Raw genomic sequence first — 25396 nt, 5'->3', positions numbered from 1 at the left:
CATGAGCGAGACTGCAACGAAGCGCAAGCCGGTGGGCAAGGACATCTCGACCACTCGCCGCATCGCCAAGACCCGCCGTCACTTCCGCCTCCGCAAGAAGGTCAGCGGCACGGCGGAGCGCCCGCGCCTGGTCGTGCACCGGTCGTCGAAGCACATCACCGTGCAGATCATCGACGACCTCGCCGGCCACACCCTGGCGGCGGCCTCCTCCGTGGAGGCGGACGTCCGGGCGATCGACGGCGACAAGAAGGCCCGTGCGGCGAAGGTCGGCCAGCTGGCCGCCGCCCGTGCCAAGGACGCCGGGATCACCAAGGTCGTCTTCGACCGCGGCGGCAACGCGTACCACGGACGGATCGCCGCTCTGGCCGATGCCGCTCGTGAGGCGGGGCTGGAGTTCTGACAATGACCCTAATTTTTGGGCAGATCACTGGAACAGAGAGGGACGCCTGATGCCAGGACGCACGCGTCGCGAAGGCGGCGGGGGCGAGCGCGGAGAGCGTCGCGACCGTCGTGACGGCGGCCGCGGCGGCGCGGCCCAGGAGAAGACCCCGCACCTGGAGCGCGTGGTTGCGATCAACCGCGTCTCCAAGGTCGTGAAGGGTGGTCGTCGCTTCAGCTTCACCGCGCTGGTCGTGGTCGGCGACGGTGACGGCATGGTCGGTGTCGGCTACGGCAAGGCCAAGGAAGTTCCGGCGGCGATCGCCAAGGGTGTCGAGGAGGCGAAGAAGAACTTCTTCCGCGTCCCTCGCATCGCGGGCACGATCCCTCACCCGGTGCAGGGCGAGAAGGCGGCCGGTGTCGTGCTGCTGCGCCCGGCGTCGGCCGGTACCGGTGTCATCGCCGGTGGCGCGGTTCGCGCGGTGCTGGAGTGCGCCGGTGTCCACGACGTGCTGAGCAAGTCGCTGGGCTCCGACAACGCGATCAACATCGTGCACGCCACGGTGGCGGCCCTGAAGGGTCTCCAGCGTCCCGAGGAGGTGGCCGCCCGCCGCGGTCTGCCGCTCGAGGATGTGGCTCCCGCCGGCATGCTCCGTGCCCGTGCAGGGGCGGTGTGACCATGGCCCAGCTCAAGGTGACCCAGGTCAAGAGCAGCATCGGTACCAAGCACAACCACCGTGAGTCCCTCCGGACCCTGGGGTTGCGCAAGATCCGCCAGTCGGTGGTCCGCGAGGACACGCCGCAGGTTCGCGGCCTGATCCACGCCGTGCGCCACCTGGTGGTCGTCGAGGAGGTCCAGTCGTGACCATCAAGATCCATGACCTGCGTCCGGCCCCCGGCGCCAAGACCGCGAAGACCCGTGTCGGTCGCGGTGAGGGCTCCAAGGGCAAGACGGCCGGTCGCGGTACGAAGGGCACCGGCGCGCGGAAGAACGTTTCCCCGCGCTTCGAAGGTGGCCAGATGCCGCTGCACATGCGCCTGCCCAAGCTGAAGGGCTTCCGCAACCCGTTCCGCACCGAGTACCAGGTGGTGAACGTGGGCGACCTCGCCCGGGTGTTCCCGGACGGCGGTCGGGTGGACGTGGACGCCCTCGTCCACGCGGGCCTGGTGCGCAAGAACGAGCTCGTCAAGGTCCTCGGCAACGGTGACCTGGACGGCGTCAAGCTGGACGTCGTGGCGAACAAGTTCTCCGGCAGCGCGGTCGAGAAGATCGCCGCCGCCGGTGGCACCACCACCGTGCTCTAAGACGCACAACGCACTGCCGAACGGCCCCCGGAGCCTCCCGCTCCGGGGGCCGTTCGCTGTGCACCACAACCGCCCCGCAACTGCCCCGGCAACTGCCCCGCAGCAGACCCGACGGCGATGCTCCGCAGGGGTCCCCGCCCAGGGGATCCCTGTTTTTGATCCTGCCGGCCGGGACCGACAATCCAGCCCTGCCCAGCCGCGCCTGTGGATAACTGCTCACCGCTGCCAGGCAGCAGACCTCGGTCCGCCGACTCCGAAGCCGGCACGCACCGGAGCGACTCAACGACTCTCAGTGCCTGAGCCCGCGACTCGCGCCGTCCTGAGCGTTCAACTCGGGGGTCCTGAACGTAGGACACACGCATCCCGAACGTAGGACTCACGCGCTCTGAACGTAGGACACACCGAACGCGAACGTAGGACTCACGCGTTCTGAGGGTTCGACTCGCACGGGAAGTGGGGGGTTTGGGTTGGGGGTTTTTGACGGTTGCCGGCTGTTGTGGGGTGTCTCGCCGGCAGGCGTGCGGGGGATTGAGGGTGGTGAGACGGACGTTCGCGCAGGGCGTAAAAGAGATTGGCGGCGGGGTTAGCGTGCGGGCATGTGGCTTGCGGTTTTCTTCGGCGCCTCGGTCCTGGTCGCGTTGACCCCTGGCGCCAACAACCTCCTGGGCATGCACCACGCGGTCCACCACGGCCCCCTCAAGGCCGCTACGGCGCTCCTGGGCCGTCTTGCGGCCTTCTCCCTCATGGTGACGGCGGTCGTCGCCGGTCTCGGCCCCGTCCTGGCCGCCAGCCACACCGCCCTGACCGTCATCAAGTGGGCGGGCGTGGCCTACCTCGTCTACCTCGCCGTGCGCATCCTGATGACCGAGAAAACCGACAAAACCCCAGCCAGGAGGGGCACTCCGCTGCGCAAGGAGTTCCTGGTGGCGATCACCAACCCCAAGGCGCTGCTGATCTTCACCGCCTTCGTGCCCCAGTTCGTCGACCCCGCCCGCGGCCCCATCCCGCTCCAGCTCGCCACCCTCGGCGCGGTCTACCTGGCGGCCGAAGCGCTGGCCGGAACCGCTTACGTCACCGTGGGCGCGGGCATCCGCAAGGCAGGACTCACCAAGCGCGCCAAAGCCAGGCTGGACAAGGGCACCGCAGCTGTTCTACTGAGCATGGCCGGTGTGCTCGCGACGAGTCGAACTTGATCCATTCGGCGGCTTGCCGGCCGCCGTAGTCGATCAGGTACGAAGTGTGAAGGGCGACTGGCTACGGCTACCGGCCAAGCGGCTGTTAAAGTCGCGGGCTGAACCCGGATGCCCTCCGGGTCGGTCGCGGCTACCCGTCGCTTCCGCCACCGTCGGCACATGGTCGACGGCATGTCCGCAAGACTGTGCCGGCAACACAGCCGGCACCGCAGGATGCCGACCCCAGTGGGGCGGCAACGCTGATGGAGGTTCGCGTGCTCGGCGCATTCCGCTCGGCTCTCGCGACGCCGGACCTACGCAAGAAGATCCTGTTCACACTGGGGATCGTCGTGGTGTACCGGTTGGGCGCGACCATGCCCGCGCCGGGCGTCTCCTTCAAGAACGTCAAACAGTGCGTCGAGTCGGTTGACCAGCAGGGGATCTACTCCCTGATCAACCTGTTCAGCGGCGGCGCGCTGCTGAACTTGTCGATCTTCGCGCTCGGCATCATGCCTTACATCACCGCGAGCATCATCGTCCAGTTGCTCACCGTGGTGATCCCGCGGTTCGAGCAGCTGAAGAAGGAAGGGCAGGCGGGTCAGGGCAAGCTGACCCAGTACACCCGCTACCTGACCATCGCGCTGGCGGTCCTCCAGTCCACGGGCATCATCGCCCTGGCCGTGCGCGACCAGCTGTTCCAGGGCTGTGACGTCCCCGTCATCCCGGACGAGAGCATCTTCAACCTGGTCGTCCTCGTGGTCGTGATGACCGCGGGCACCAGCGTGATCATGTGGCTCGGTGAGATCATCACCGAGAAGGGGATCGGCAACGGCATGTCGCTGCTGATCTTCACCGGCATCGCGGCCCGCATCCCGATCGAGGGCAAGATCATCCTCGACCGCGGTGGCCTGACCTTCTTCCTGGTCTGCGTCGCGGCTCTGCTGATCATCGCCAGCGTCATCTACGTGGAGCAGGCCCAGCGCCGCATCCCGGTCCAGTACGCCAAGCGCATGATCGGTCGCCGGATGTACGGCGGCACGTCGACCTACCTGCCGCTCAAGGTGAACCAGGCCGGTGTCATCCCGGTCATCTTCGCCTCGTCGCTGCTGTACCTGCCCGACCTGATCTCGCGGCTGACCCAGTCCACCGACGGGTCCACGCCGAACTGGTGGGAGAGCTTCGTCGCGACGCACCTGGTGAGCCAGTCCAGCCCGGTGCACATCGCGCTCTACTTCCTGCTGATCGTCTTCTTCACGTACTTCTACGTCGGCATCACGTTCAACCCGGACGAGCGTGCGGACGAGATGAAGAAGTTCGGTGGGTTCATCCCGGGCATCCGGCCGGGCCGTCCCACCGCCGAGTACCTCCGCTTCGTGTTGGGGCGGATCACGCTGCCGGGCTCGCTCTACCTGGGCATCGTCGCCATCCTGCCGAACCTGTTCCTCGACCTGACCGGTCAGGGCCAGAACCAGAACTTCCCGTTCGGCGGCACCGCGGTGCTGATCATGGTCGGTGTCGGCCTCGACACCGTTAAGCAGATCGAGAGCCAGCTCATGCAGCGCAACTACGAAGGGTTCCTCCGCTAGTGCGACTCGTTCTCGTCGGCCCGCCCGGAGCGGGCAAGGGCACCCAGGCCGAAATCCTCAGCAACAAGCTCGGCGTGCCGCACATCTCCACCGGGGACCTCTTCCGCGCCCACATCAGCCAGCAGACCGATCTGGGCAAAGAAGTGCAGGAGTACCTGGACGCCGGTGAGCTGGTGCCGGACGAGGTCACCAACGAGATGGTGCGGGCCCGGCTCGCGCAGGGGGACGCCGTCAACGGCTTCCTGCTCGACGGCTTCCCGCGCAACACCGCCCAGGCGGGTGTGCTGAGTCGGATGCTGGCCGCCGACGGCCACGCGTTGGACGCGGTGCTGGAATTCCGGATCGACGAGGACGTCGTGGTCGAGCGGTTGCTCGCCCGCGGTCGCACGGACGACAAGGAAGACGTGATCCGGCACCGCCAGCAGGTGTACCGGACGGAGACCGCGCCGCTGCTCGACTACTACGCCGACATCGTCGTGACCATCGACGCCGTCGGTGACGTCGAAGAGATCAGCGAGCGCGCCCTCCGCGCGTTGCGCGCCCTGAAGTGAGCGGTGGACTTGTCGATGCGTTGCGTCGGGTCGTTCCCGGTCGGGATCGCATGATCGAGATCAAGAGCCGCGGTCAGCTCGAGGCCATGAGGGCCGCCGGGCTGGTCGTGGCGCGGACGTTGGCGCTGCTGGCCTCGCACACCAAGGCCGGGGTCAGCACCGCCGAGCTGGACGAGCTGGCCGAGCAGACCATCCGCGACGCCGGCGCCATCCCGTCGTTCAAGGGCTACCACGGGTTCCCGGCGTCGATCTGCGCGTCGGTGAACGAGCAGGTCGTCCACGGCATCCCCAACCGCACGCAGGTGCTGGCGCAGGGTGACCTGATCTCGATCGACTGCGGCGCCATCCTGGACGGCTGGCACGGCGACTCGGCCATCACGCTGGCGGTCGGTGACGTGACCGAGGCGGAGCTGAAGCTGTCCGACGCGACCCGTGCGTCGATGCTCGCGGGCATCGACGCGGCGGTGCCCGGTGGGCGGTTGAGCGACATCTCGTTCGCGATCGAGTCGGCCACGATCCTGGCCGGCGAGGAGCACGGCGTCGAGTACGGCATCGTGGAGGGCTACGGCGGCCACGGCATCGGCACGAAGATGCACATGGACCCGTTCCTGCCGAACTACGGCAAGCCCGGCAAGGGGCCGCGCCTGAAGGCCGGCATGGCGATCGCCATCGAGCCGATGCTCACGCTGGGCACCGAGCGCACGGTCGAGCTGGACGACGGCTGGACCGTCATCACGGCGGACGGCTCGCGCGCCGCCCACTGGGAGCACTCGGTGGCCATCACCGACGACGGCCCCTGGGTCCTCACCGCCCTCGAGTCCTGACCGATCCCCTCGGGTTTCAGCCACAGGTCGCGTGAGTCGAACGCTCAAGCGGCGTGAGTCGAACGCTCAGGACCGGTGAGTTCTACGTTCAGGTTGCGCGGGTCCGGCGTTCGGAGCCCGCGAGTGGGACATTCGGAGGCGGCGAAGCGGGGGCTAGCCCCCTTTTCGCGGGCTGGTTCGCCCGGTCACGATGGGTGGGTGACCCAGCCTGTGCGGCCTGAGGACATCCGGGCCTCCGACACCGAACGCGAACTGGTCCAGCAGTGGCTGCAACGCGCCCACGGCGACGGCAGCCTCGACCTCGCCGAGTTCGACGCCCGCCTCGTGCGCACCTGGCAGGCCAAGACCCGCGGTGAGCTGGCCGCGCTCACGGCCGACCTGCCGAGCACGCCCGTGCAGTCCGCCGTGGTGGTCGTGCCGACACCCGAACCGGTGAAATCCAGTGGCGGCCGTAAGGCGTTGCGGGTGCTCACCACCATCTGGATGAGCGTCAGCGCGCTCAACTTCGCCCTCTGGCTCCTCGTCGGCCTCCTCGGCGGCGAAGGGTTCGTGCACCCGTGGTTCCTCTGGGTCTCCGTGCCGGCAGGGGCGGTGCTCGGGGCCATTTGGTTGAGCACGGGCATGAGCGCGAGCAGGAGCACGCGACCTGCCCCGTGAAGCACCCGGACCGGTGAAACGCCGGACCCGTACCGCGGCTAAGGTCATCACCAGCGCGTGGTTCGCCGCGAGCTCGATCAACTTCCCCGTCCGGGGCGTCATCAGCCTCTCCGTCGGCGAAGCCCTCCACCCCTGGTGGACCTGGGGCGCGGGACCGTGGGGCCTGGTCCTGCCGGCCGTCACCCGGCCCGATTTGGGCGTTCGCGCTGACCCGCGTACTATGGACAGGTGGCGCATACGTCGCGCCGGTTCCGTCATGCCCGGGGATCTTCTTCCCGGAGGTGGCAGGGTTCGCAAGGGCCTGGAGGAGTCGGGGTGCCGCGTGCCCGCACTCCAGAAGTAACACCCACCGTCACGAAACGCGGAGGACATGGGCAAGAAGGACGGGGCCATTGAGGTCGAGGGCCGCGTAGTCGAACCGCTTCCCAACGCGATGTTCCGCGTCGAGTTGGAGAACGGTCACAAGGTCCTGGCACACATCAGCGGCAAGATGCGTCAGCACTACATCCGCATCCTCCCTGAGGACCGGGTTGTCGTGGAGCTCTCGCCCTACGACCTGTCCCGCGGGCGCATCGTCTACCGCTACAAGTGACCTCGGTGCGCTCCAGCAGGGGCGCGCCGGCTGACGCAGGAGAAGCTCAGGCGTGAAGGTCCAGCCGAGCGTCAAGAAGATCTGCGACAAGTGCAAGGTGATCCGCCGCCACGGCCGGGTCATGGTCATCTGCGAGAACCTGCGCCACAAGCAGCGCCAGGGCTGACCAGAGCCGTCGAGCACGAGTCGAGTCTTCACGGACGCGACACCGAGTAAGCCTCCTCGCACCTGCCGCACGAGCAGCACCCGTGCGGCACACCCCCGGACTCCAGGCCGGGGCCGGGACACCGGTCGCGAGAGCGACCGGAACTGACACAGCGAGTCAGTCCCGGGATCGGGCGAGGAGCAGACCTGGAGCGACACCACTGTTAGGAGCAAGCGCCGTATGGCACGACTCGCTGGCGTCGACCTCCCCCGCGAAAAGCGGTTGGAGATCGCGCTCACCTACATCTTCGGCATTGGTCGCACGCGCTCGAAGGAGCTGCTGACCGCCACCGAGATCTCCCCGGACCTCCGGGTGAAGGACCTCGGCGACGACGACCTCGCCAAGCTGCGGGAATACATCGAGAACCACTTCAAGGTCGAGGGTGACCTCCGCCGCGAGGTTCAGGCCGACATCCGCCGGAAGATGGAAATCGGCTGCTACGAGGGGCTGCGCCACCGTCGCAACCTGCCCGTCCGCGGGCAGCGCACCAAGACGAACGCGCGCACTCGTAAGGGTCCGAAGAAGACCGTCGCCGGCAAGAAGAAGGCCGGAAAGAAGTAAGACCTCGCGTCTCTAGCAAGTAGGAGTTCACCCAGACATGCCACCCAAGTCCCGTACGGGCGCCGGGGTCAAGAAGGTCCGGCGCAAGGAAAAGAAGAACGTCTCGCACGGCCAGGCGCACATCAAGAGCACGTTCAACAACACCATCGTGTCCATCACGGACCCGCTGGGCAACGTGATCAGCTGGGCGTCCGCCGGCCACGTCGGCTTCAAGGGCTCCCGCAAGTCCACGCCGTTCGCCGCGCAGATGGCCGCCGAGAACGCCGCCCGCAAGGCCGCCGAGCACGGCATGCGCAAGGTGGACGTGTTCGTGAAGGGTCCCGGCTCCGGCCGCGAGACCGCGATCCGTTCGCTGCAGGCCGCCGGCCTCGAGGTCGGCACCATCCAGGACGTGACCCCGCAGCCCCACAACGGCTGCCGCCCGCCCAAGCGGCGCCGGGTCTGAGGCACGGGGAGGAGTAAGACAACATGGCTCGCTACACCGGACCGGCCACTCGCATCTCGCGCCGTCTCAAGGTCGACCTCGTCGGCGGAGACCAGGCGTTCGAGCGTCGTCCTTACCCGCCCGGCCAGCACGGTCGCGGTCGGATCAAGGAGTCGGAGTACCTGCTCCAGCTCCAGGAGAAGCAGAAGGCCCGCTACACGTACGGCGTGCTGGAGAAGCAGTTCCGCCGCTACTACGAGGAAGCGGTTCGCCGCACCGGCAAGACCGGTGAGAACCTGCTGCAGATCCTGGAGTCCCGTCTCGACAACGTGGTGTACCGCGCGGGTCTCGCGCGCACCCGTCGTCAGGCCCGCCAGCTGGTCAGCCACGGTCACTTCATCGTGAACGGCCACAAGGTGAACATCCCGAGCTACCGGGTGTCGAAGTTCGACATCATCGACGTGAAGCCGAAGTCGCTGCCCACGCTGCCCTTCGAGGCCGCGCGTGCTTCCTTCGGTGACCGGCCGATCCCGGCGTGGCTGCAGGTCGTCCCCTCGACCCTGCGGATCCTGGTGCACCAGCTCCCGGAGCGGGCGCAGATCGACACGCCCGTCACCGAACAGCTCATCGTCGAGCTCTACTCGAAGTGATCCTCCTGGAGGGCATTCGACCCGATCGGGTCGAATGCCCTCCAGTCGGGTCCCGCGGCGGCACGGAATGGTGTGCCGCATGCGTTTGCCGGTCTCCGCGACCGGTTCCCACGACGTCAAATAGCGGGCGTCGGGGTTAGAGAGGAAGAACCCAGTGCTGATTTCCCAGCGCCCCTCGCTCAGCGAGGAAGCGGTCAACGAGACCCGCTCCCGGTTCGTCATCGAGCCGCTGGAGCCGGGCTTCGGCTACACCCTCGGCAACTCGATTCGCCGCACCCTGCTGTCGTCCATCCCCGGCGCGGCCGTGACCAGCATCCGCATCGACGGTGTGCTGCACGAGTTCACGACCGTCCCCGGTGTGAAGGAAGACGTCACCGACATCATCCTGAACCTCAAGGAGCTGGTCGTCAGCTCCGAGGAGGACGAGCCGGTGACCATGTACCTGCGCAAGCAGGGGCCTGGTGCGGTGACCGCGGGCGACATCGTGCCTCCGGCCGGTGTCACCGTGCACAACCCCGACCTGCACATCGCCACCCTGAACGGCAAGGGCAAGCTGGAGATCGAGCTCGTGGTCGAGCGCGGTCGCGGTTACGTCCCCGCCGTGCAGAACAAGCAGGCCGGTGCCGAGATCGGCCGCATCCCGGTCGACTCGATCTACTCGCCCGTCATGAAGGTGACCTACAAGGTCGAGGCCACCCGTGTCGAGCAGCGGACCGACTTCGACAAGCTGATCCTCGACGTCGAGACCAAGCCCTCCATCACGCCGCGCGACGCCGTCGCGTCCGCGGGCAAGACGCTGGTGGAGCTGTTCGGTCTCGCGCGCGAGCTGAACGTCGACGCCGAGGGCATCGAGATCGGCCCCTCGCCCGCCGAGGCGGACACCATCGCGGCGTTCGCGATGCCGATCGAGGACCTGGACCTCACCGTCCGGTCCTACAACTGCCTCAAGCGCGAGGGCATCCACACCGTGGGCGAGCTGGTCTCGCGCAGCGAGGCGGACCTGCTGGACATCCGCAACTTCGGTGCGAAGTCGATCGACGAGGTCAAGATGAAGCTCGTCGGTCTCGGCCTCGCGCTGAAGGACAGCCCTCCTGGGTTCGACCCGTCGGCCGCCGCGTCCGACTACCCCGCCGAAGGCTGGGGCACGGACACCGCCGTGGACAACCACGACGACGGCCAGGACTACGCGGAGACCGAGCAGCTCTGAGGTCGCTTAGCGGCCGGGCCGGAGCAGAGGATCAGAAAGAAATCCGAGGAGCAATTCGATGCCCACCCCCACCAAGGGACCCCGTCTCGGGGGCTCGCCGGCCCACGAGCGGCTGATGCTGGCCAACCTGGCCACGTCCCTGTTCACCCACGGTCGGATCACGACCACTGAGGCGAAGGCGAAGCGGCTCCGGCCGTACGCCGAGAAGCTGATCAGCAAGGCGAAGGTCGGTGACCTGCACAACCGTCGCGAGATCCTGAAGGTGATCCGCGACAAGGACATCGTGCACAAGCTGTTCGCCGAGATCGGCCCGCAGTTCGCCGACCGCCCCGGTGGCTACACCCGCATCACCAAGACGCTGCCGCGCAAGGGCGACAACGCCCCCATGGCCGTGATCGAGCTGGTCGCGGAGCAGACCGTCACCTCCGAGGCGGAGCGCGCCCGCAAGACCCGGTTCGCCAAGGACGAGGCCGCCAAGGCTGCCTCGACCGAGGAGACCGAGGTCGAGGACACCACCGCCGAGGGCACCGACCAGGACGCTGACGCGCCCGAGTCGGCGACCAAGGACGCCACCGAGGAGCCCGCCGAGGGCGCCGACGAGGCTCCGAAGGCCGAGGACAAGAAGGACGAGTCCTGACGGACGCGCACTTCACCGACGAGCCCGTCGTTCCCGCTGGGGACGACGGGCTCGTTCGTGTGCGACTGGACCTGGCCTACGACGGCACGGACTTCTCCGGGTGGGCGCGTCAGCCCGACCGCCGCACGGTGTGCGGGGTGCTGGAGGACACGATGTCCACGGTGCTGCGCGAGGACGTGCAGCTGACCGTGGCGGGTCGGACGGATGCGGGCGTGCACGCGTCCGGGCAGGTGGCGCACGTCGACCTGCCGTCCGGTGCGGACGTCGCCGGGTTGCCCAAACGGTTGGCACGCGCTCTGCCGGCGGATGTGCGGGTGTTCTCGGCGCGGGTCGTGCCGGCCGCGTTCGACGCGCGGTTCGCCGCGTTGCGCCGGCACTACGAGTACCGGGTCACGGATGCCGCGTTCGGGGCGCACCCGCTGCGGCGCCTGGACACCCTGGCGTGGCCGCGTCCGCTGGACCTCGACGCGTTGAACGAGGCGTCGGCGTTGATGCTGGGTGAGCGGGACTTCTGCGCGTTCTGCCGTCGACGTGAGGGCGCTACCACGATCCGTGAGCTGCAACGCCTGGAGTGGGTGCGGGACGGCGCCGTGCTGACCGCGCACGTGTCCGCGGACGCGTTCTGTCACTCGATGGTGCGAAGCCTGGTCGGGGCGCTGCTCGCGGTGGGTGAGGGGCGCAAGCCGGTGGGCTGGCCCGCGTCGCTGCTGTCGCTGACCGCGCGGTCCAGCGAGGTCACGGTGGCGCCGCCGCACGGGTTGTCGCTGGTCCGGGTCGACTACCCGGCGGACGACGAGCTCGCCGCGCGGGCCGCGGTCACCCGGAACGTGCGCGGCGTGCCGACCAGCTGAGCCACACCACCCCGCCCAGCGGTATCTCCATCAGGTAGGTGAAGAAGGCGAACAGCAGCACGCCCGCGACGGCCGGTGCGGCGGGCGTGCCGAGGCTGACGAGCAGCGCGATGGTGCCGCTTTCGGTGACGCCGACCCCGCCGGGCGTGATCACGGCCAGGGTGAGCAGCCTGCTCACCGCGTACGCCGCGACCGTCGGGCCCAGGCCGAGGTGGACGCCGGCGGCGGCCAGGCACCACCACAGCAGCACGCCCTGGAGCAGCAGGTAGGCGAGCATGCCCAGGGTCATCTGCCGCCAGCCGTCCCGGACCACCTGGTTGGTCTGCCGGCGCACCCGCAGCAGGAACCGGGTGGCCCGGCCGCCGAGCAGCCCTCCGAGCCAGCGCAGGCGCAGCAGCACGACCACGGCCGCCAGCAGGCCGCCGGCCGCGCTGATCGTCGCGACCAGGACCCCGTTGCCCAGCACGACCGCGCCCTGCACGGCCAGCGCCAGCACCGGCAGCACCGCGCGGGACAGGGCGTTCCACAGGCCGCTGACGATCGTCGACGTGGTGATCGCCCGCGCGGAGTGGCCCCAGCTCGACGCCATCACGGCGGTCACCGCCACCCCGGCCGCGCCGCCGAACGGGAGCACGTTGCTGATCGCGCTGCCCGCCGCGTTCAGGCCGAACGCCTGGGTGTTGCGCAGGTTGGGCAGCGACCCGGTGAGCACGTAGGTGTAGGCCCAGAGCCCGGCCAGCCACAGCGCCGTCAGCCCGAGGGCGGTGCCTGCGCCGATGGTCCGCAGCTGCTCGCCGACGGCAGTCCACGCCACCCCGCCGACGGCGGGCACCAGCGCGACCAGCAGCCACGCCGCCAAGCCGAGCGAGGCCAGCGACGCCGCGATCCGGAACCACCGCCTCATTCACGCCCGCAATCGTTTGCGCTCCACGTACCACTCGGTGCCCAGTATCAGCCTGAACAGCGGGGGCGGCAGTTTGAGCAGCGCGGCGAGGGTGCGGGTCGACTCGCCGCCGGTGGTCTGCGTGGCGTGCGCCGCCATCGCCGCCCGCTTCACGTGCGCGTACTGGCGGACGTCCACCGAGTGGGTGATCTCGTGGTGTGCGGTGTAGGTCTTCTCGAACGGGGTCAGGTCGAACCTGCGGATCAGGCGGGCCAGGCGCAGGCCGCGCAGGAGCCGGGTGCGGTCGACCGTCGCCTCCCACACGCGGGGCGTGCCGGCGAGTTCGGCGGCCAGCGTGCCGACCCGGTGCACCTGGACGTGGTCGGGGTGCCCGTAGCCGCCGTTGGGGTCGTAGGTGGTCAGCAGGTCGGCGCGTTCCTCGTGCAGCAGCTCGGCCAGCCGTTCGGCGGCTTCGCCCACGTCGGCACGGGCGAACCCGTGCCGACGCCGTCCCTCCAGGCCGGAGTCCCGGTAGCCCAGGAACTCGACCCGCGCGCACCCGAGCACGCGGGCCGACGCGTGGGCCTCCCTGGTCCGGACCGCGCCGAGGTCGGTTTGGCGTGCGCTCAGCCCCAGTTCACCGGCGGTGGCGACGACCAGCACCACGCGGTGACCTTCCTGCGCGAGGCGCGCCATCGTGCCGCCGGTCAACAGGGCTTCATCGTCGGGGTGGGCGTGGAAGAACACGCACGTTCGGCTCACGGGTGCAAGAGTGTCAGTTGGTCCGTTCGGCGGCTTGACGGGAGTGCACTTGTCGATCATCCACGTCACCGACTGCTTCCTGCCGCGCCTGGGCGGGATCGAGGTGCAGGTCGCCGGCTTGGCGCGGGCGCAGGCTTCGAACGGGGAGAACGTGCACGTGGTGACCGCGACCAGGCTCGCGTCGCCCGGCGTCGGGTACTCGGTGCACCGGATCGCGGTGCGGCTGCCGTGGGACCTGCCGGTGCACCCGCGGGCCGGTTCGCATCTCGACCGGGTGATCTTGGCGCTGTCGCCGTCGGTCGTGTACGTGCACGTCGGCGCGATCTCGCCGTTCGCGTGGTCGGGGGTGCGGTCGGCGTTGCGGCTGGGCTTGCCCGCGGTGGTCGTGGTGCACAGCATGTGGGACCCGGTGGTGCAGCGGTGCTACCGGGTGCTGGACCGGCTCGCCTCGTGGAGTTCGGGGCAGGTGGCGTTGGCGGCGGTGAGCCGTGCGGCGGCGGACCGGATGCGGGCGGCGGTGCCGGGGATCTCGGTGGGGGTGGTGCCGAACGGGATCGCGCCGGAGCAGTGGCGGGGGATTCCGACGCAGCGGCCGGACGACGCGGTGCACGTGGTGTCGGTGGGTCGGCTCGCGGCGCGGAAGGAGCCGATGGCGTTGTTGAAGGCGTTGCGCGCGGTGTCCACGGATGTCCCGTTGCGGGCCACGCTCGCCGGTGCGGGGCCGGAGTGGGCGGCGCTGCGGCGGTACGTCGAGCGGCACGGCATGAAGTGGGTCAGCCTGCCCGGTCGGCTGGACCGGCAGGGTGTGGGCCACCTGCTGGCGGGTGCGGACTTGTTCGTCAACCCGGCGGCGCAGGAGGCGTTCGGCCTGGCGGCGTTGGAGGCGCGGACGGCGGGTGTGCCGGTGATCGCGCGGCCGGGGACGGGGGTGGCGGATTTCGTGCGCGACGGCGTGGAGGGCCTGCTGACCGACGACCTGGCCGCCGGCATCACCCGCCTGGTGGCGAACCGGGAGGAGCGCTTCCGGATCGCCGAGCACAACCGGGGGACCGAACCGACCCACTGCACCTGGCCACGCGTGCTGGAAGCGCTGCGCGACTGCTCGGCGCGGGTGTGAGGGCTACGAGTCGAGGACGGCGTCCAAGTCCACCGTGACCGGGACCGGTGCGGCGGTGATGGTTGTCGGACCCGCTTCTCGGACTGTGTTCTCCGCGACGTAGTGGTCCTGCACGAGTCGGTACGAGGTCAGGTTCAGTTCAGCCCGCTGCTCGATCGTCCACACGAACGGCACTCCCGCCGAGGCGTAAGCAGCCATCTTCGCCTCCCGCTCGGCGCGCTTGTTGCCCGGCGACCAGATCTCGACCGCCATGATCAACGCCTCCGGTGGGAAGCTCGCCCCTACCGGTCGCCGATCCAGGACAACCACGTCAGGGATCAATGCGGTGCGCATCGTCGAGGAAATCTTCACCCCGACCCCCGGGACGACGTGAAGTTCCCGGCGTTCGGCGGCGCGCAGCGCATCGCGGATGGTCACGGCGAGATTGAAAGCGACCACTTGATGTTCACCCGATGGCGGCGGAGTCACGTAGAAGTATCCAAAGATCAGCTCGGTGCGCGACCCGTCCTCCGAGGGGGGCAGGTCCAGCCAGTCCTCAATGGTGTGTGGGCCGATCATTGGGTCTTGCAGGGCTGCGGACACGCTCCACCTCCGGGATCGACTCGATTATGACCCTGCCACAGTCCCACGGGGGCGACACCGTCCCCGACCAGGTGAAACGTGGAGCGGCCCCGCACCGGTGGAAGTGGTGCGGGGCCGCTGCGGTGCGACTGGTCGTGGTGGCCTTCAGAGGTCGAGGGTCCAGGTGTCGATGTAGCCGGTGTCCTGGCCGAAGACGTCGCGCACGCGGAGCTGCCAGGTGCCGTTGGCGTCCTCCGCCGACAGGTTCAGCGGGTACGTGGCGTCGACGTTGTCCGCACCGTCCGAACCGGACTGCACCTTGAGCTGCTTGACCGCACCGCTCGGCGTGATCAGGTCGATCACCAGGTCACCCCGGTACGTGTGCTTGACGTGCACCTCGACCGTGGCCGCCGAGGCCGCCTTGCCACCGCAGTCGGCCACCGCGATCGGGCTGGACGCGACGCCCAGGTCCGGCACGGCCACGTCGGTCGCGTTGGTCTTGGCCGGGCAGCCGCCGGGCGGCGGGGTGGCGGCGCCGACGACGCGCAGCAGCTTGTTCGGCGAACCGGCGCCCGCGCTGCCGACCACGCCGTTCGTCGCGCCGTTCACCAGGGCGTCGCGCACCTGCAGCGGGGTCGCGGTGGGGTTCGCGGCCAGGTAGACGGCCGCCGCGCCGACCACGTGCGGCGTCGCCATGGACGTGCCGCTGATCGTGTTGGTGGCCGTGTCGTTGGTGTACCAGGCCGACGTGATGGACGAGCCCGGTGCGAAGATGTCCAGGCAGGTGCCGATGTTCGAGAACGACGACCGGGCGTCGGTGTTGGTCGTGGAGCCGACCGTGATCGCCTCGGGAGTGCGGGCGGGGGAGTAGTTGCACGCGTCCGCGCCGTTGCTGTTGCCCGCCGCGATGCCGTAGGTGACGCCAGCCGCGATGGAGTTGCGCACGGCCTGGTCGACCGTGGCGTCCGCGCCGCCGCCGAGCGACATGTTCGCGACCGCCGGCTTGACCGCGTTGGCGGTCACCCAGTCGATACCCGCGATGACGCCCGCGTACGTGCCGGAACCCGCGCAGTTCAGCACCCGCACGCCGACGAGCTTGGCCTTCTTCGCCAAGCCGTACTGGGTGCCGCCGACGGTGCCCGCCACGTGCGTGCCGTGGCCGTTGCAGTCGGTGGCGTCGTTGTCGTTGTCGACGGTGTCGCGACCGGTGGTCGCCCGCCCGCCGAAGTCGCTGTGCGAGAACCGGATGCCCGTGTCGATGATGTAGGCGGTGACGCCCTCACCCTCGTTCGGGTAGGTGTAGGAGTTGTCCAGCGGCAGCGCGGCCTGGTCGACCCTGTCCAGGCCCCACGACGGGGTCGGCGCCTGCGTGCCGGAGATCGTCACCTCGCCGTCCTGCTGCACGTACGACACCGACGGGTCGGCGGCCAGCTTGCGGGCCTGCGCCTCGCTCATGGTGGCCGAGAAGCCGCGCAGCGCGCTGGAGTACGTGTGCTTGACGTTCGCCTCGTACTTGTTGCTCAACGTGTCCACGTTGCCCGCGCTCGCGTCCTTGAGCACGACGATGTAGCTGTCCTTGACCGCGTTGGGCGCACCCAACCCGAGGACGATGCCTTCCGCCGCCGCGGAGGTGAAGGTGGTCAGTGCGGCCGTGACCGCGAACGCCGTGCCCGTGGCCAGCCCGACAGCGGCCAGCCGTTTCGTCCAGGACGCGCGAACGTCTCCCATGGCAGGGGGTCTCCTCTTCGCAGGGTGAGTGCCCGAACGGTGCCGCCTGCGATACCGCCCGAACACGTTGAGTTGTTCCTAGTTCGCCCTGCGGGTGAGGCGCAACGATTTGCCGGTAACAACCGGCGAACGGCTCGTCCACAGTTCTATTCGCGCTGTGAACGAATTGCTGCGGAGAGTGACTGGACCCGGATCAAAAAATATGCCCCCGGACATTGTCCAGGGGCACATCGGTCGTACCGGTACTGCCGAACAGGTCAATCGCCGCGCCGGACCGCGCCCAGGATCTGCTGCTCACCGGGCGTGGTGACCAGGCGCAACGGCCGCCACAGGTTCGTGCCGAGCGCGATCACCTGGTCGTCCTTGAGCGTGGTGAGCTGGTGCGCCATCTGCGGCGGCAGCCGCCAGATCTGGCTCGCCAACTGCGCCTGCCCGACCGGCAACCGCTGGAGCAGCACCAGGTCCGCGGAATTCGCGGTGTTCGCCGCCTGCGGGTGCAAATACGGCAATACGTACATCGTGGTCTGCCACGGCGACCGCGGCGGGAACAGTTCCTGCGGCACGTGGCCGCCGTCGTGCACGACCAGCAGCGGGCTGTCCTCCGACGGCCGCGGCAGCTCCACCGGGCTCAACCGGCGCAGCTGCACCAGCGGCGAGGGACGCCCGTCCGAGCCCGCGCCCGCCGCGCGCACCACCGGCTGCCAGGCCGCCGGGCGGCCGGTCGCGATGGTGATCCACGCGCCCGTCGCCATCGCCCGCAACGCGATCTGCCTGGCCAGGTACAGCCCGCCGACCACGACCATGCGGGTCGGCGCGGACCGCAGCACCGAGATCGTCAGCGGCTCGCCCTGCAGACCCGAGCCGAGCACCATGCCGCCGCGGTCGCCAGACGGGCTCACCACGTCCAGCATCTGCGGCGACACCAGGAACTCCGGCGCCACGCCCTTGCCCTGCGAGTCCATCAACCGGGAGTTGCTCACGCCACACCTCCCAGCGGCAGCGTCGCGGCCAGCCCGGCGACCTGCAGGCCGTTCAACGGGGTCAGCGTGATGTCGAGCTTGTCGGACAACGCCTTGAGCCGGTCGTCCGCGCGGTCCAATTCGGACGGAGTCCGCGCGCTCACCCGCACCATGCCGCGCAGGCCGACCTGGCCCTGCTCGCTGCTCGGCGAGATCGTCATGGACAACGTCGAGGACAGCGCCCGGACGCCGGTCAGCGCGTTCAGGTTGTTGCGCATGCCCTTGGCCGGCCAGCCGGTGATCGCGTAGCTGGAGTGACCAACGCCACCCGCCGTCACACCGGACCACTTCTCCCGCAACGACACCGAGTTGTTGGACCCGGCCACCGAGGTCAGCTCGGCCGCCGAGATGCCCGCCCGGATCAGCTCGTCGGGGTCGAGCGGCCGGATCGACACGCCCGTCGACTCCAACGCGTTGCGCACGCGGGACAGCGCGCCGATCAACGCGCGGTGCGCGCCCACGACGCCGCCGCCGCGTTCCCGGATCGCCGCCGCGCACCGCCGCGGGTCCAGCCGCACCGCGATCCACGTGGTCCGGCGTGCCGCGGCGGGCAACGGGCCGAGCACTTCCATGTACGAGTTGAGCGCGGGCGAGTTCACCGGCAGCGCCGCGCTGCCCGGGTAGCAGTGCCAGATCACCGAGATCGCGTCCAGCACCACACCGCGGTCCTCCAGCGTCGGCGCGAGCGCGCCCAGCGGCAGCGACGGCGCGCTGCCCACCGCGGTGATCAGGCCCGGCGCCGGGTCGACCAGCAGCACGGCGGTCCACGCGCCCTGGTGCCAGGCCATGCCCAGCGGACGGCGCTCGTGGTCGACGCCCCTGGCCACCACCAGGTCCGGCACCGCGAGGCGCAGCAACGCCACCCGCGGGTCGTCCGAGCCGATGACCGTGGACTCCTCCTCGGACGGGGGCTTCATCTCCACCGGGCCGCTGCGCTTGGCCGTGCGGGAGTGCGAGCGGAAGCTGTAGCGCACCACGAGACCGATCCACTGGGTCAACCAGCGACCCCGGGACCTGGTGAACGCGAGGATCAGCGCGATCAGCACGATGCCGGCCGCGATGTACATCGGCACGGGCTGCACACCGTCACCGGTGGCGCCGATCGCCAGCAGGACCAGGCCGATGGCGACGCCGACCTCCAGCACAACCAGGTTGGTGACCGGCAGCGCGCCCAGGCTCGCACCTGCGGTGCGGCGACGCGCCCGGAGCAGTGCGGCGCGGACGGCGCCCCCTGCTGCCTGCGCGCGCGCCATGGCGGGGTTGGGTGGACCCGGATGTGGGGTGGTCACGGACATCCGATCTGGTTCTCTTTCCCTCGGCGTGCGCCGGGTGGACCGACCGGGTCTGACCAACCCGCACACGGACCACCCGCCGTCCGGCTATCGTGCAGACCGTACCGCGACTGGGAGAGCAGCGAGCCGAGAATGGCATCAACACCCACCACCAAGTCACAGGTCCAGGCCTACCGCTTCGTGCTGCGCAGGATGCAGTCCGCTCTGGTGCGCAGAGACGCGGTGATGCTGCACGACCCGATGCGCACGCACTCGCGTGCCACCGCGGTGGGCGTTCTGCTGGGCATCATCGGCATGATCGGGTTCCTGATCTTCGGCTTCTTCTCGCCGGACCCGCAGGTCGACGGCCAGACGCAGATCGCCATCTCCAAGGAGACCGGCCAGGTCTACGTGGTCCGCGAGGGCAATCCCAGGACGTTGATCCCGATGACGAACCTCGCGTCCGCGCGGCTGCTGCTGTTGCAGCGGCAACAGCCGGACGCCGGACAGGCCTCGGTCGCGGGTAGCGACGCGCCGGCCGGTCAGGTCAACCAGGGGCCGCAGGTCGCGGGCGGCGAGCCGAAGCTGGTCAGCGAGAAGGCGTTGTCGAAGCTGCCCAAGGGCCGGTTGACCGGCATCCCCGACGGGCCGGACGTGCTGCCGAAGCCGGAGGACCGGATCGGCTCGGACTGGTCCGTGTGCGACACGCTGACGTTGGACGAGTCGCTGAACGACCCGTCGGCGCCGGGCAAGTTCACCACCACGGTCCTCGCGGGCTACAGCGGCGGCGGTGAACTGCTCGACGGCAACCGCGCGCTGCTGGTGCGGGCGGGCACCGACGACAAGCAGGCGTACCTGATCTACAAGGCGCCGCAGGACTCGAAGATCACCTCGACGTCCACGGTGCGCGCCAAGGTCGACCTCGACAAGTCCGAGGTCCGCACCGCGTTGAACCTGAGCCAGAAGAAGCCGCGTGCGGTCAGCACCGGTCTGCTCAACGCGATCCCCGAGGCGAAGCCGTTGGTGGCGCCCGAGATCCCGGGCCGCGGCCAGGCGGTGACGTACGTCACCGGTCAGAACCTGAAGGTCGGCGACGTGATCGAGGTCCGCCGCACCGGCGCCGGTCCCACGTTCTACGTGGCGCTGAAGGACGGCCTGCAGGACATCACCCGCGCGGCGGGCGACCTGATCCGCGCCACCTACGCGCAGGGCGAGCCGAAGCTGGTGGACATCGCGCGGATCAACGACGCGCCGACCACCGAACAGCTCGACTTCGACGACTACCCGGCCGACGTGCCGGAGATCCTGGATCCCAACCAGAACAACCGGGTGATCTGCCTGGGCTGGCAGGCGCAGAACGTGACGTCGGACAACAAGTCGCAGCACACCAAGGTGACCATCGCGCCGTCGCTGCCGATCCCGAGCGGCGTGGCGCCGGTGGACATCAACCAGGTGGGTGCGACCGGCGAGGTCGTCAGCCAGTTCGTGATGGCGCCGGGCAAGTCGGCCGTGGTGCGCAGTGCGACGTCCACTGAGGACTTCAAGAGCGGCCCGATCCACCTGATCACCGGACGTGGCGTGAAGTACGGCATCCCGGACGGGGTCACCGCCGGCGGGCTCGGGTTGGGCGCGGACGGGTTCGCGCCCGGACCGGAGTCGATCCTGCGGCTGCTGCCCAACGGGCCGCAGCTCAACCGCAACGACGCCATCCGCAGCTGGGACTCGATCCCGGTGCCGAAGAGCAACAGCCTGTTGCCCGAGGAGCAGGCGGCGAAGAAGCAGGGCGGCTGAGCACGGTTGTCGCTGTCGCGGCCCCTATTGCTGAGCCCTTTGGCGGAACCGGCGTGGGCCGGTTCCCGTCATAGGGTGCAGGAGGTGTCGGGGTGAACGAGGTCACACGCGGGCCCGCGGTCGCGGCGCGCACCGGGCAGGTGGCGGTCGACCCGCGCTGGCTGGAGCTGTACGCCGAGCGCGTCGAGGAGGCGGCCGAGGAGCTGACCCGCGCGCGCGCCGAGCTGCGGGAGGCGCCGGTGCGCGCCCAGAGCTTCGGCGAGTTGGGTCGGACGTTGCGCAGCGCCGAGGCGTACAGCCGGGCCGCCGGGATGCTGAACCAGCAGCTCGACCGGGCGTGCGAGGTGCTGACGTCCGCGGCGAAGGGGCTGCACGAGGTGGCCGAGCACTACAGCGCCCAGGACGACGAGGCGATCGCGTCGCTCAAGGCCGTCGAACGCCGGGCGGGGTTGAGCTGATGCGGGGCAAGGACGGCAGGCAGATCGCCGCCGAGGTCGGGCCGGAGCTGGACTACCTGTCGGGGATCAGCAGGCGGCTCGGCGTGCGCGATCTCGTGGCGGAGTACTTCACGCCCGTCGTGGGCGACTGGAACGACCTGCACGAGGAGGCGGAGCGCTGGCGCAAGGCCGGGCTCGTCGCCGAGCACGTGACGCGTGACCTGACCAAGCCGCTGGGCAAGCTCGACTCGGCGTGGCAGGGCAGGGACGCGGACTCGTTCGTGGAGCACATGCAGAAGGTCGGCTTGGCCGGGCACGACATGTCCGACGCGATGCACGCGATGGGCGAGGCGCTGGACCAGACCGCCGAGGGCATCCGCGGCATCGTGGAGGACATGTCCCGGGTGTTCGCCGAGGCGGCCGACACGGTGTCCGGTGCGGCGGCGTTGCCGGTGGACGGCGACCGGCGCGTGGTCGAGGCGTTGGACGAACTGCACGACCCGGCGAAGGAGCTGCACGAGTCGGTGCGCGACGTGCTGGAGGCGTTCCTGCGGCTCTGTGACGGCGTGTCCGGGTCGGAGGACTTCGCCGACGTGAAGATGGAGCACAAGTACCCCGAGCAGAACTGGACGTTCACGGAGCCGGCGAAGCCGACCGTGCCACCTTCTTCGGGCACGCAGCCCCCGGCCGGCCCGCCCGCCGAGACCAAGCCCGCCGCCGCCGGTGGTGGCGCGGGTTCCGGTTCCGGTGGCGGCGTGCCCGGTGGTGGTGGCGGCGTGCCCGGTGGCCTGCCTGGAGGCGAGTCGCCGGAGCGGATGCAGCAGGGTGGGTCGACGGCCGTGTCCGAGCCGCATCCCGTTGAGCCCGGTGCTCGTCCGGCCGCGGCGGCCGCGGGTCCGTCCGGTCCGGCTGTCGCGGGCGGTGCGGGGATGATGGGCGGCGGCATGATGGGCGGCATGGGCGCAGGCGGCCAGCAGGGCGGCGACAAGGACCACAAGTCGAAGGTCCAGCTGGCGGGCTCGACCGAGCAGGTCTTCGGCAAGCCCAAGAAGTCCGCCCCGCCGGTCCTGGGCGAGGATTGATCGCTGAGCGTGTGAACGGAAAAGGGCCGCCCTGGTCGGGGCGGCCCTTTTCCGTTGAGGTTCAGGTTGTTCAGATTGTCGAGCGTTTCAGCGGGACGGTCGCGCGCCTGGCGCGGTTGCGGTTGACGGTGTGCACGATGAACAGCGTCAACAGCAGCAGGCCAACGCCCGCGCCGGTGCCGGACAGCGCCACGATCATCGGCGTGTTGTCCGGCGGGTTCAGCGGGTCCAGCGTGGTGAGCATTTCCGGAGGCGTCGTCTGCTTCGCGCCCGGACGCTCGGACGGCAGCTCGGCGGTCAGCGCGGCCACCGGGTTGATGATCCCGTAGCCGACCTTGTGATCCCGCCCGTTGGGGTTGCCCGGGTGCTTCGCGGTCGCCTTGATCCGGTCCATGACCTGCTTCGCGGTCAGGTTCGGGAACCGCTCGCGCACCAGCGCGGCCACACCCGCCACGTACGGCGAGGCGAAGCTGGTGCCCTGGATCGGGGTGGGCCGCTGGTCCACGACGTTCGCGTCGGTCAGGCCCTGACCGGCCGGGTCGAGCGTGACGATGTTCTCACCCGGCGCGGCCACGCTGACCCACGGGCCCCACACCGAGAACGACGACACCTCGCCCTCGACGTTGACCGACGCCACGGACAGCACGTTGTCGGCGTACCACGGCGGCGACGCGACCACGTTGACGTTGTTCGGGTCCTGCTTGTCGTTCTGCAGCTCGCAGCCGCTCTTGGGATCGATGTTGCCCGCCGCGGTGACGATCACCACGTCCTTCTCTTTCACCGCCCAGTCCACCGCGGCCTGCAACTCGCGTTCCTGCCTGCTGGGCTCGCGCGGCGCGGCGCACGAGGTCAGCGAGATGTTGATGACGTCGACGCCCCTGTCCGCGGCGGCGATGATGGCCTGCGCCAGCGTGTCGACCTTGCCCGCGGACGGCCGGTTGTTGGTCCCCGCCGGGTCCTTGAACTCGAAGTTGTTGCTGGTCTGCCGGTACGCCAGCACCTTCACGTCGGGCGCGGCGCCGACGAACCCGGTCTCGGCGTCCCGGCTGGCCGCCGCCACGCCCGCGACCTCGGTGCCGTGACCGTCGCAGTCGGAGATCCCCTTCTTCTCGGTCTCGACGTAGTCGCCGCCCTCGGTGACCCGGCCGGCCAGCCGCGGGTGGTTGGCGTTGACACCGGTGTCGATGATCGCGAGCGTCACGCCCTTGCCGGTGGCGAAGCGGTGCGCCTCTTCCAGCCGGAGCTGCATCTGGCCCCACGGCTTGTTCGGGATGGGGCGGTTGCCCGTGCCCGAGGTGACGCACTGCGTCTTCTGCGTGTAGTTGACGTCTTCCTGGGGCGGTGCGGGCGCCTTGAGGAAGCTCCGGTCGACCGCAGGCGGCTGCGAGTTCGGTCGGGTAGGGGAGTTCGCGGTCGTGGTCGGCTGTGCCTGCGCGCCGGGCGCGGTCACGAGGGTGACCGCCACCGCGGCCAGCGCGGCGATCTTGCGGATGCGCATCACGGCCTCACGCGGGGATGAGCTGGCGCATGGCCACGTAGAGGTCCATCACGGCGAGCGCCAGCGGCAGGACCGCGGCGATCAGGATGGCCTCCATCACGTCGACCGTGCGACGCAGCACCGGGGAGAACTTCTGGTTGGGGAAGATCACACCGAGCACGAGCGCACCCGCGCCGATCACCACGAGCGTGCCGAACACGAACAGCAGCCGGTCACCGGCCGAGGACTGCACCAGCCACCCGAGCAGCACGCCCGCGCCCGCGACCATGCCGCTGGCCAGCAGCGCCACCGCCTGCGCGCCGTTGGCGTAGGCCCGGCCGCGCAGCAGCAGGACCAGCGTGACCACGATCGCCAGCAGCGGGCCCCAGATGCTGCCGTTGCCGGACGCGATCACGGAGAACAGCGCGGCGGTGCCGCCGCAGCCGATGATCATGCCGGTCAGGTACTCGTGCGCGTTCGCCGTGCGCCGCTCGATCACGGAGTACTCCGGGAAACCGGTGTCCTCCTTCAGGTCCTCGGCGCTGCCCGGCACGGTCGGCAGCGGCAGCTTGGCCAGCTGGATCGTCAACCGGGGCAGCGCGGACAGCATCGCCAGCGAGACGGCCGCGGTGGCCGCCGCGATGCCGTGCAGCGGGTGGTCGACGAAGATGCCGATGAAGAACGCGATGGCGCTCAACGCGCCCGCCGTGGCGGCGGCGATGAACACCGTGATGCCGCGGCCGATCAGCATGATCGCGGCCGAGGCGAAGATCAGCACCAGGACGCTGGCCAGCAGCAGGCTCGGCCGGCCGAGCGGGCCGGGCACGATGTGGAGGCCCGCGACGTACGCCATGGGCAGTCCGCCCGCCGCGGCGATCAGCACGCCCGTGCCGGTCGCGTTGTAGGCCCGCGCCACGACCGCGCCCGCGGCCAGCGCCGCGATGGCCACCACGCCCGCGCAGATCGCCGGCGCCAGGTTGCCGCCGCCCGAGAGCGGACCGGCCATCAGCACCGCGATCGCGGCCGTGATCAGCGCCAACGCGCCCGCGAGGTGGCCGTAGCGCCGCGCCGTGTCCTTGGTCCACGGGCGGAAGCTGTCCGGATCGGACTCCGCGATCGCGTCGACCACGTCGTCGTACAGCGGGGGCGGCGGGTTCTCGTTGCGCTTGCGCAGTTGGAGCAGTTCGCCGTCGACCACGCCGAGCGAGGCCAGCGTGCGGCTGGGGTCCAGCGGGCTGTCGCCCAGCTTGGCCAACGCCCACCCACCGTGCCGCACGCCACCGTCCGGAGTGGCCTCCTTGGCCATGTCCAGCAGCATCGGCAGCAGGTCGGCCACCGCGACGTCGGCGGGCAGCGCGACGTCGATACGCGTACGCGGCGCAACCACCGTCACCCTGCTGAACACCGTCGTACCGGTCGCCACCAGCGCCCCCTAAGTCCTGATGAGTGTGTGCTTGTGGTTCCGCCCCGACCCTATTGGTCCGGTCGGACGTGCTTCGGCCGGCCCCAGTATGGACGCACCGGACGCCGCGGCAGGGCTGTTCCGCGCAACACGTTGGTCGCGGATTTCCCCGACCCCCCGTCGTGCGGGGTTCCGATGCGCCATAGTGTCGTTGCAACTGGTTGTGGCGTGCCCACACGCGCCACAAGGGGTGTTCGATCGATTTG

Annotated in this window: 29 protein-coding genes; 21 read left to right on the top strand and 8 right to left on the bottom strand. The window is 69.8% G+C overall.

Annotated elements, in window-relative coordinates; genetic code table 11:
• The first annotated feature begins 1 nt into the window (after window position 1).
• The 17 genes from rplR (at window position 2) to truA (ending at window position 11600) form a co-directional block, all read left to right on the top strand.
• Window positions 2-400 (top strand): 50S ribosomal protein L18, encoded by a 399-nt coding sequence (rplR, locus tag FM051_RS18870; RefSeq protein WP_158844849.1) that lies wholly within the window; start codon window positions 2-4, stop codon window positions 398-400.
• A gap of 49 nt (window positions 401-449) precedes the next feature.
• On the top strand, window positions 450-1055 hold the full coding sequence (gene rpsE, locus FM051_RS18865) for a 30S ribosomal protein S5 (RefSeq protein ID WP_015105247.1): 606 nt from the start codon (window positions 450-452) through the stop codon (window positions 1053-1055).
• Between the two features lie 2 nt (window positions 1056-1057).
• Window positions 1058-1243 carry a 50S ribosomal protein L30 gene (rpmD, locus tag FM051_RS18860; RefSeq protein WP_033428588.1) on the top strand — a complete coding sequence of 62 codons (186 nt, stop codon included), beginning with the start codon at window positions 1058-1060 and terminating at the stop codon, window positions 1241-1243.
• Window positions 1240-1683, top strand: a complete 444-nt coding sequence (gene rplO / locus FM051_RS18855) for a 50S ribosomal protein L15 (RefSeq protein WP_077011044.1) — start codon at window positions 1240-1242, stop codon at window positions 1681-1683. The genes rpmD and rplO overlap by 4 nt, the downstream gene beginning before the upstream one ends.
• A 596-nt stretch (window positions 1684-2279) precedes the next feature.
• Window positions 2280-2876 (top strand): LysE family translocator, encoded by a 597-nt coding sequence (locus FM051_RS18850; protein WP_158844846.1) that lies wholly within the window; start codon window positions 2280-2282, stop codon window positions 2874-2876.
• A 254-nt stretch (window positions 2877-3130) separates the two neighbouring features.
• The gene (gene secY / locus FM051_RS18845) at window positions 3131-4441 is read left to right on the top strand and encodes a preprotein translocase subunit SecY (RefSeq protein WP_158844843.1); all 1311 of its coding nucleotides are present in this window, start codon (window positions 3131-3133) and stop codon (window positions 4439-4441) included.
• A complete protein-coding gene (locus FM051_RS18840) occupies window positions 4441-4992 on the top strand; it encodes an adenylate kinase (protein ID WP_158844840.1) in 552 nt (183 codons plus the stop codon). Before secY ends, FM051_RS18840 begins: the two co-directional genes overlap by 1 nt.
• A gap of 50 nt (window positions 4993-5042) precedes the next feature.
• Window positions 5043-5816 (top strand): type I methionyl aminopeptidase, encoded by a 774-nt coding sequence (gene map, locus FM051_RS18835; RefSeq protein WP_158844837.1) that lies wholly within the window; start codon window positions 5043-5045, stop codon window positions 5814-5816.
• 198 nt (window positions 5817-6014) lie between these two features.
• Entirely contained in the window at window positions 6015-6473 is a 459-nt protein-coding gene (locus FM051_RS18830) for a DUF1707 SHOCT-like domain-containing protein (protein ID WP_158844834.1), read from the top strand.
• 370 nt (window positions 6474-6843) lie between these two features.
• Window positions 6844-7065, top strand: coding sequence for a translation initiation factor IF-1 (gene infA / locus FM051_RS18825; protein WP_005166804.1), 222 nt, complete (start codon window positions 6844-6846; stop codon window positions 7063-7065).
• A gap of 52 nt (window positions 7066-7117) precedes the next feature.
• A complete protein-coding gene (gene rpmJ / locus FM051_RS18820; RefSeq protein ID WP_010148647.1) occupies window positions 7118-7231 on the top strand; it encodes a 50S ribosomal protein L36 in 114 nt (37 codons plus the stop codon).
• A gap of 219 nt (window positions 7232-7450) precedes the next feature.
• Window positions 7451-7831: a 30S ribosomal protein S13 gene (gene rpsM, locus FM051_RS18815; protein ID WP_158844832.1), complete on the top strand. Its 381-nt coding sequence runs from the start codon at window positions 7451-7453 to the stop codon at window positions 7829-7831.
• Window positions 7832-7868: 37 nt separating this feature from the next.
• On the top strand, window positions 7869-8276 hold the full coding sequence (rpsK, locus tag FM051_RS18810; RefSeq protein WP_015105236.1) for a 30S ribosomal protein S11: 408 nt from the start codon (window positions 7869-7871) through the stop codon (window positions 8274-8276).
• 23 nt (window positions 8277-8299) lie between these two features.
• The gene (rpsD, locus tag FM051_RS18805) at window positions 8300-8905 is read left to right on the top strand and encodes a 30S ribosomal protein S4 (protein WP_158844829.1); all 606 of its coding nucleotides are present in this window, start codon (window positions 8300-8302) and stop codon (window positions 8903-8905) included.
• A 154-nt stretch (window positions 8906-9059) separates the two neighbouring features.
• Complete coding sequence (locus FM051_RS18800) at window positions 9060-10112, top strand: DNA-directed RNA polymerase subunit alpha (RefSeq protein WP_033436734.1); 1053 nt, start codon at window positions 9060-9062, stop codon at window positions 10110-10112.
• 58 nt (window positions 10113-10170) lie between these two features.
• Window positions 10171-10749, top strand: a complete 579-nt coding sequence (gene rplQ, locus FM051_RS18795) for a 50S ribosomal protein L17 (RefSeq protein WP_158844826.1) — start codon at window positions 10171-10173, stop codon at window positions 10747-10749.
• Window positions 10750-10808: 59 nt separating this feature from the next.
• Window positions 10809-11600 (top strand): tRNA pseudouridine(38-40) synthase TruA, encoded by a 792-nt coding sequence (gene truA, locus FM051_RS18790; RefSeq protein ID WP_238412484.1) that lies wholly within the window; start codon window positions 10809-10811, stop codon window positions 11598-11600.
• Here truA and FM051_RS18785 read toward each other — a convergent pair.
• Together FM051_RS18785 and FM051_RS18780 are read right to left on the bottom strand one after the other, a co-directional pair.
• Window positions 11566-12504 carry a lysylphosphatidylglycerol synthase transmembrane domain-containing protein gene (locus tag FM051_RS18785; RefSeq protein WP_158844824.1) on the bottom strand — a complete coding sequence of 313 codons (939 nt, stop codon included), beginning with the start codon at window positions 12502-12504 and terminating at the stop codon, window positions 11566-11568. The genes truA and FM051_RS18785 overlap by 35 nt on opposite strands.
• Window positions 12505-13245 (bottom strand): PIG-L deacetylase family protein, encoded by a 741-nt coding sequence (locus FM051_RS18780; protein ID WP_158844821.1) that lies wholly within the window; start codon window positions 13243-13245, stop codon window positions 12505-12507. It abuts the gene before it with no gap.
• A 43-nt stretch (window positions 13246-13288) separates the two neighbouring features.
• Between FM051_RS18780 and FM051_RS18775 the strand changes: the two genes are divergently transcribed.
• Window positions 13289-14362 carry a glycosyltransferase family 4 protein gene (locus FM051_RS18775; protein WP_238412497.1) on the top strand — a complete coding sequence of 358 codons (1074 nt, stop codon included), beginning with the start codon at window positions 13289-13291 and terminating at the stop codon, window positions 14360-14362.
• Window positions 14363-14365: 3 nt separating this feature from the next.
• On the opposite strand, the gene FM051_RS18770 is transcribed toward FM051_RS18775, so the two are convergent.
• The 4 genes from FM051_RS18770 to eccE form a co-directional block, all read right to left on the bottom strand.
• A complete protein-coding gene (locus FM051_RS18770) occupies window positions 14366-14944 on the bottom strand; it encodes a Uma2 family endonuclease (RefSeq protein ID WP_158844819.1) in 579 nt (192 codons plus the stop codon).
• 144 nt (window positions 14945-15088) lie between these two features.
• Window positions 15089-16651: a S8 family peptidase gene (locus FM051_RS18765; protein ID WP_158844816.1), complete on the bottom strand. Its 1563-nt coding sequence runs from the start codon at window positions 16649-16651 to the stop codon at window positions 15089-15091.
• 257 nt (window positions 16652-16908) lie between these two features.
• A complete protein-coding gene (locus FM051_RS18760) occupies window positions 16909-17613 on the bottom strand; it encodes a hypothetical protein (protein ID WP_158845365.1) in 705 nt (234 codons plus the stop codon).
• 14 nt (window positions 17614-17627) lie between these two features.
• The gene (gene eccE / locus FM051_RS18755) at window positions 17628-18923 is read right to left on the bottom strand and encodes a type VII secretion protein EccE (RefSeq protein ID WP_162470724.1); all 1296 of its coding nucleotides are present in this window, start codon (window positions 18921-18923) and stop codon (window positions 17628-17630) included.
• Between the two features lie 171 nt (window positions 18924-19094).
• Between eccE and eccB the strand changes: the two genes are divergently transcribed.
• From eccB to FM051_RS18740, 3 genes are all read left to right on the top strand, one after another.
• Window positions 19095-20732, top strand: a complete 1638-nt coding sequence (gene eccB / locus FM051_RS18750; protein WP_158844810.1) for a type VII secretion protein EccB — start codon at window positions 19095-19097, stop codon at window positions 20730-20732.
• Between the two features lie 92 nt (window positions 20733-20824).
• Entirely contained in the window at window positions 20825-21190 is a 366-nt protein-coding gene (locus tag FM051_RS18745) for a hypothetical protein (RefSeq protein WP_158844807.1), read from the top strand.
• Window positions 21190-22251, top strand: coding sequence for a WXG100 family type VII secretion target (locus FM051_RS18740; RefSeq protein ID WP_158844804.1), 1062 nt, complete (start codon window positions 21190-21192; stop codon window positions 22249-22251). The genes FM051_RS18745 and FM051_RS18740 overlap by 1 nt, the downstream gene beginning before the upstream one ends.
• A gap of 70 nt (window positions 22252-22321) precedes the next feature.
• Here FM051_RS18740 and mycP read toward each other — a convergent pair whose 3' ends face one another.
• Together mycP and eccD are read right to left on the bottom strand one after the other, a co-directional pair.
• Window positions 22322-23749 (bottom strand): type VII secretion-associated serine protease mycosin, encoded by a 1428-nt coding sequence (gene mycP / locus FM051_RS18735; RefSeq protein ID WP_158844802.1) that lies wholly within the window; start codon window positions 23747-23749, stop codon window positions 22322-22324.
• 7 nt (window positions 23750-23756) lie between these two features.
• Window positions 23757-25151: a type VII secretion integral membrane protein EccD gene (eccD, locus tag FM051_RS18730; protein WP_158844799.1), complete on the bottom strand. Its 1395-nt coding sequence runs from the start codon at window positions 25149-25151 to the stop codon at window positions 23757-23759.
• Between the last annotated feature and the right edge of the window lie 245 nt (window positions 25152-25396).

The sequence above is a fragment of the Saccharothrix deserti genome, assembly GCF_009769385.1.
GTDB classification, from domain to species: Bacteria; Actinomycetota; Actinomycetes; order Mycobacteriales; family Pseudonocardiaceae; genus Actinosynnema; species Actinosynnema deserti.
This window is presented reverse-complemented; position numbering and strand designations above follow the sequence as displayed.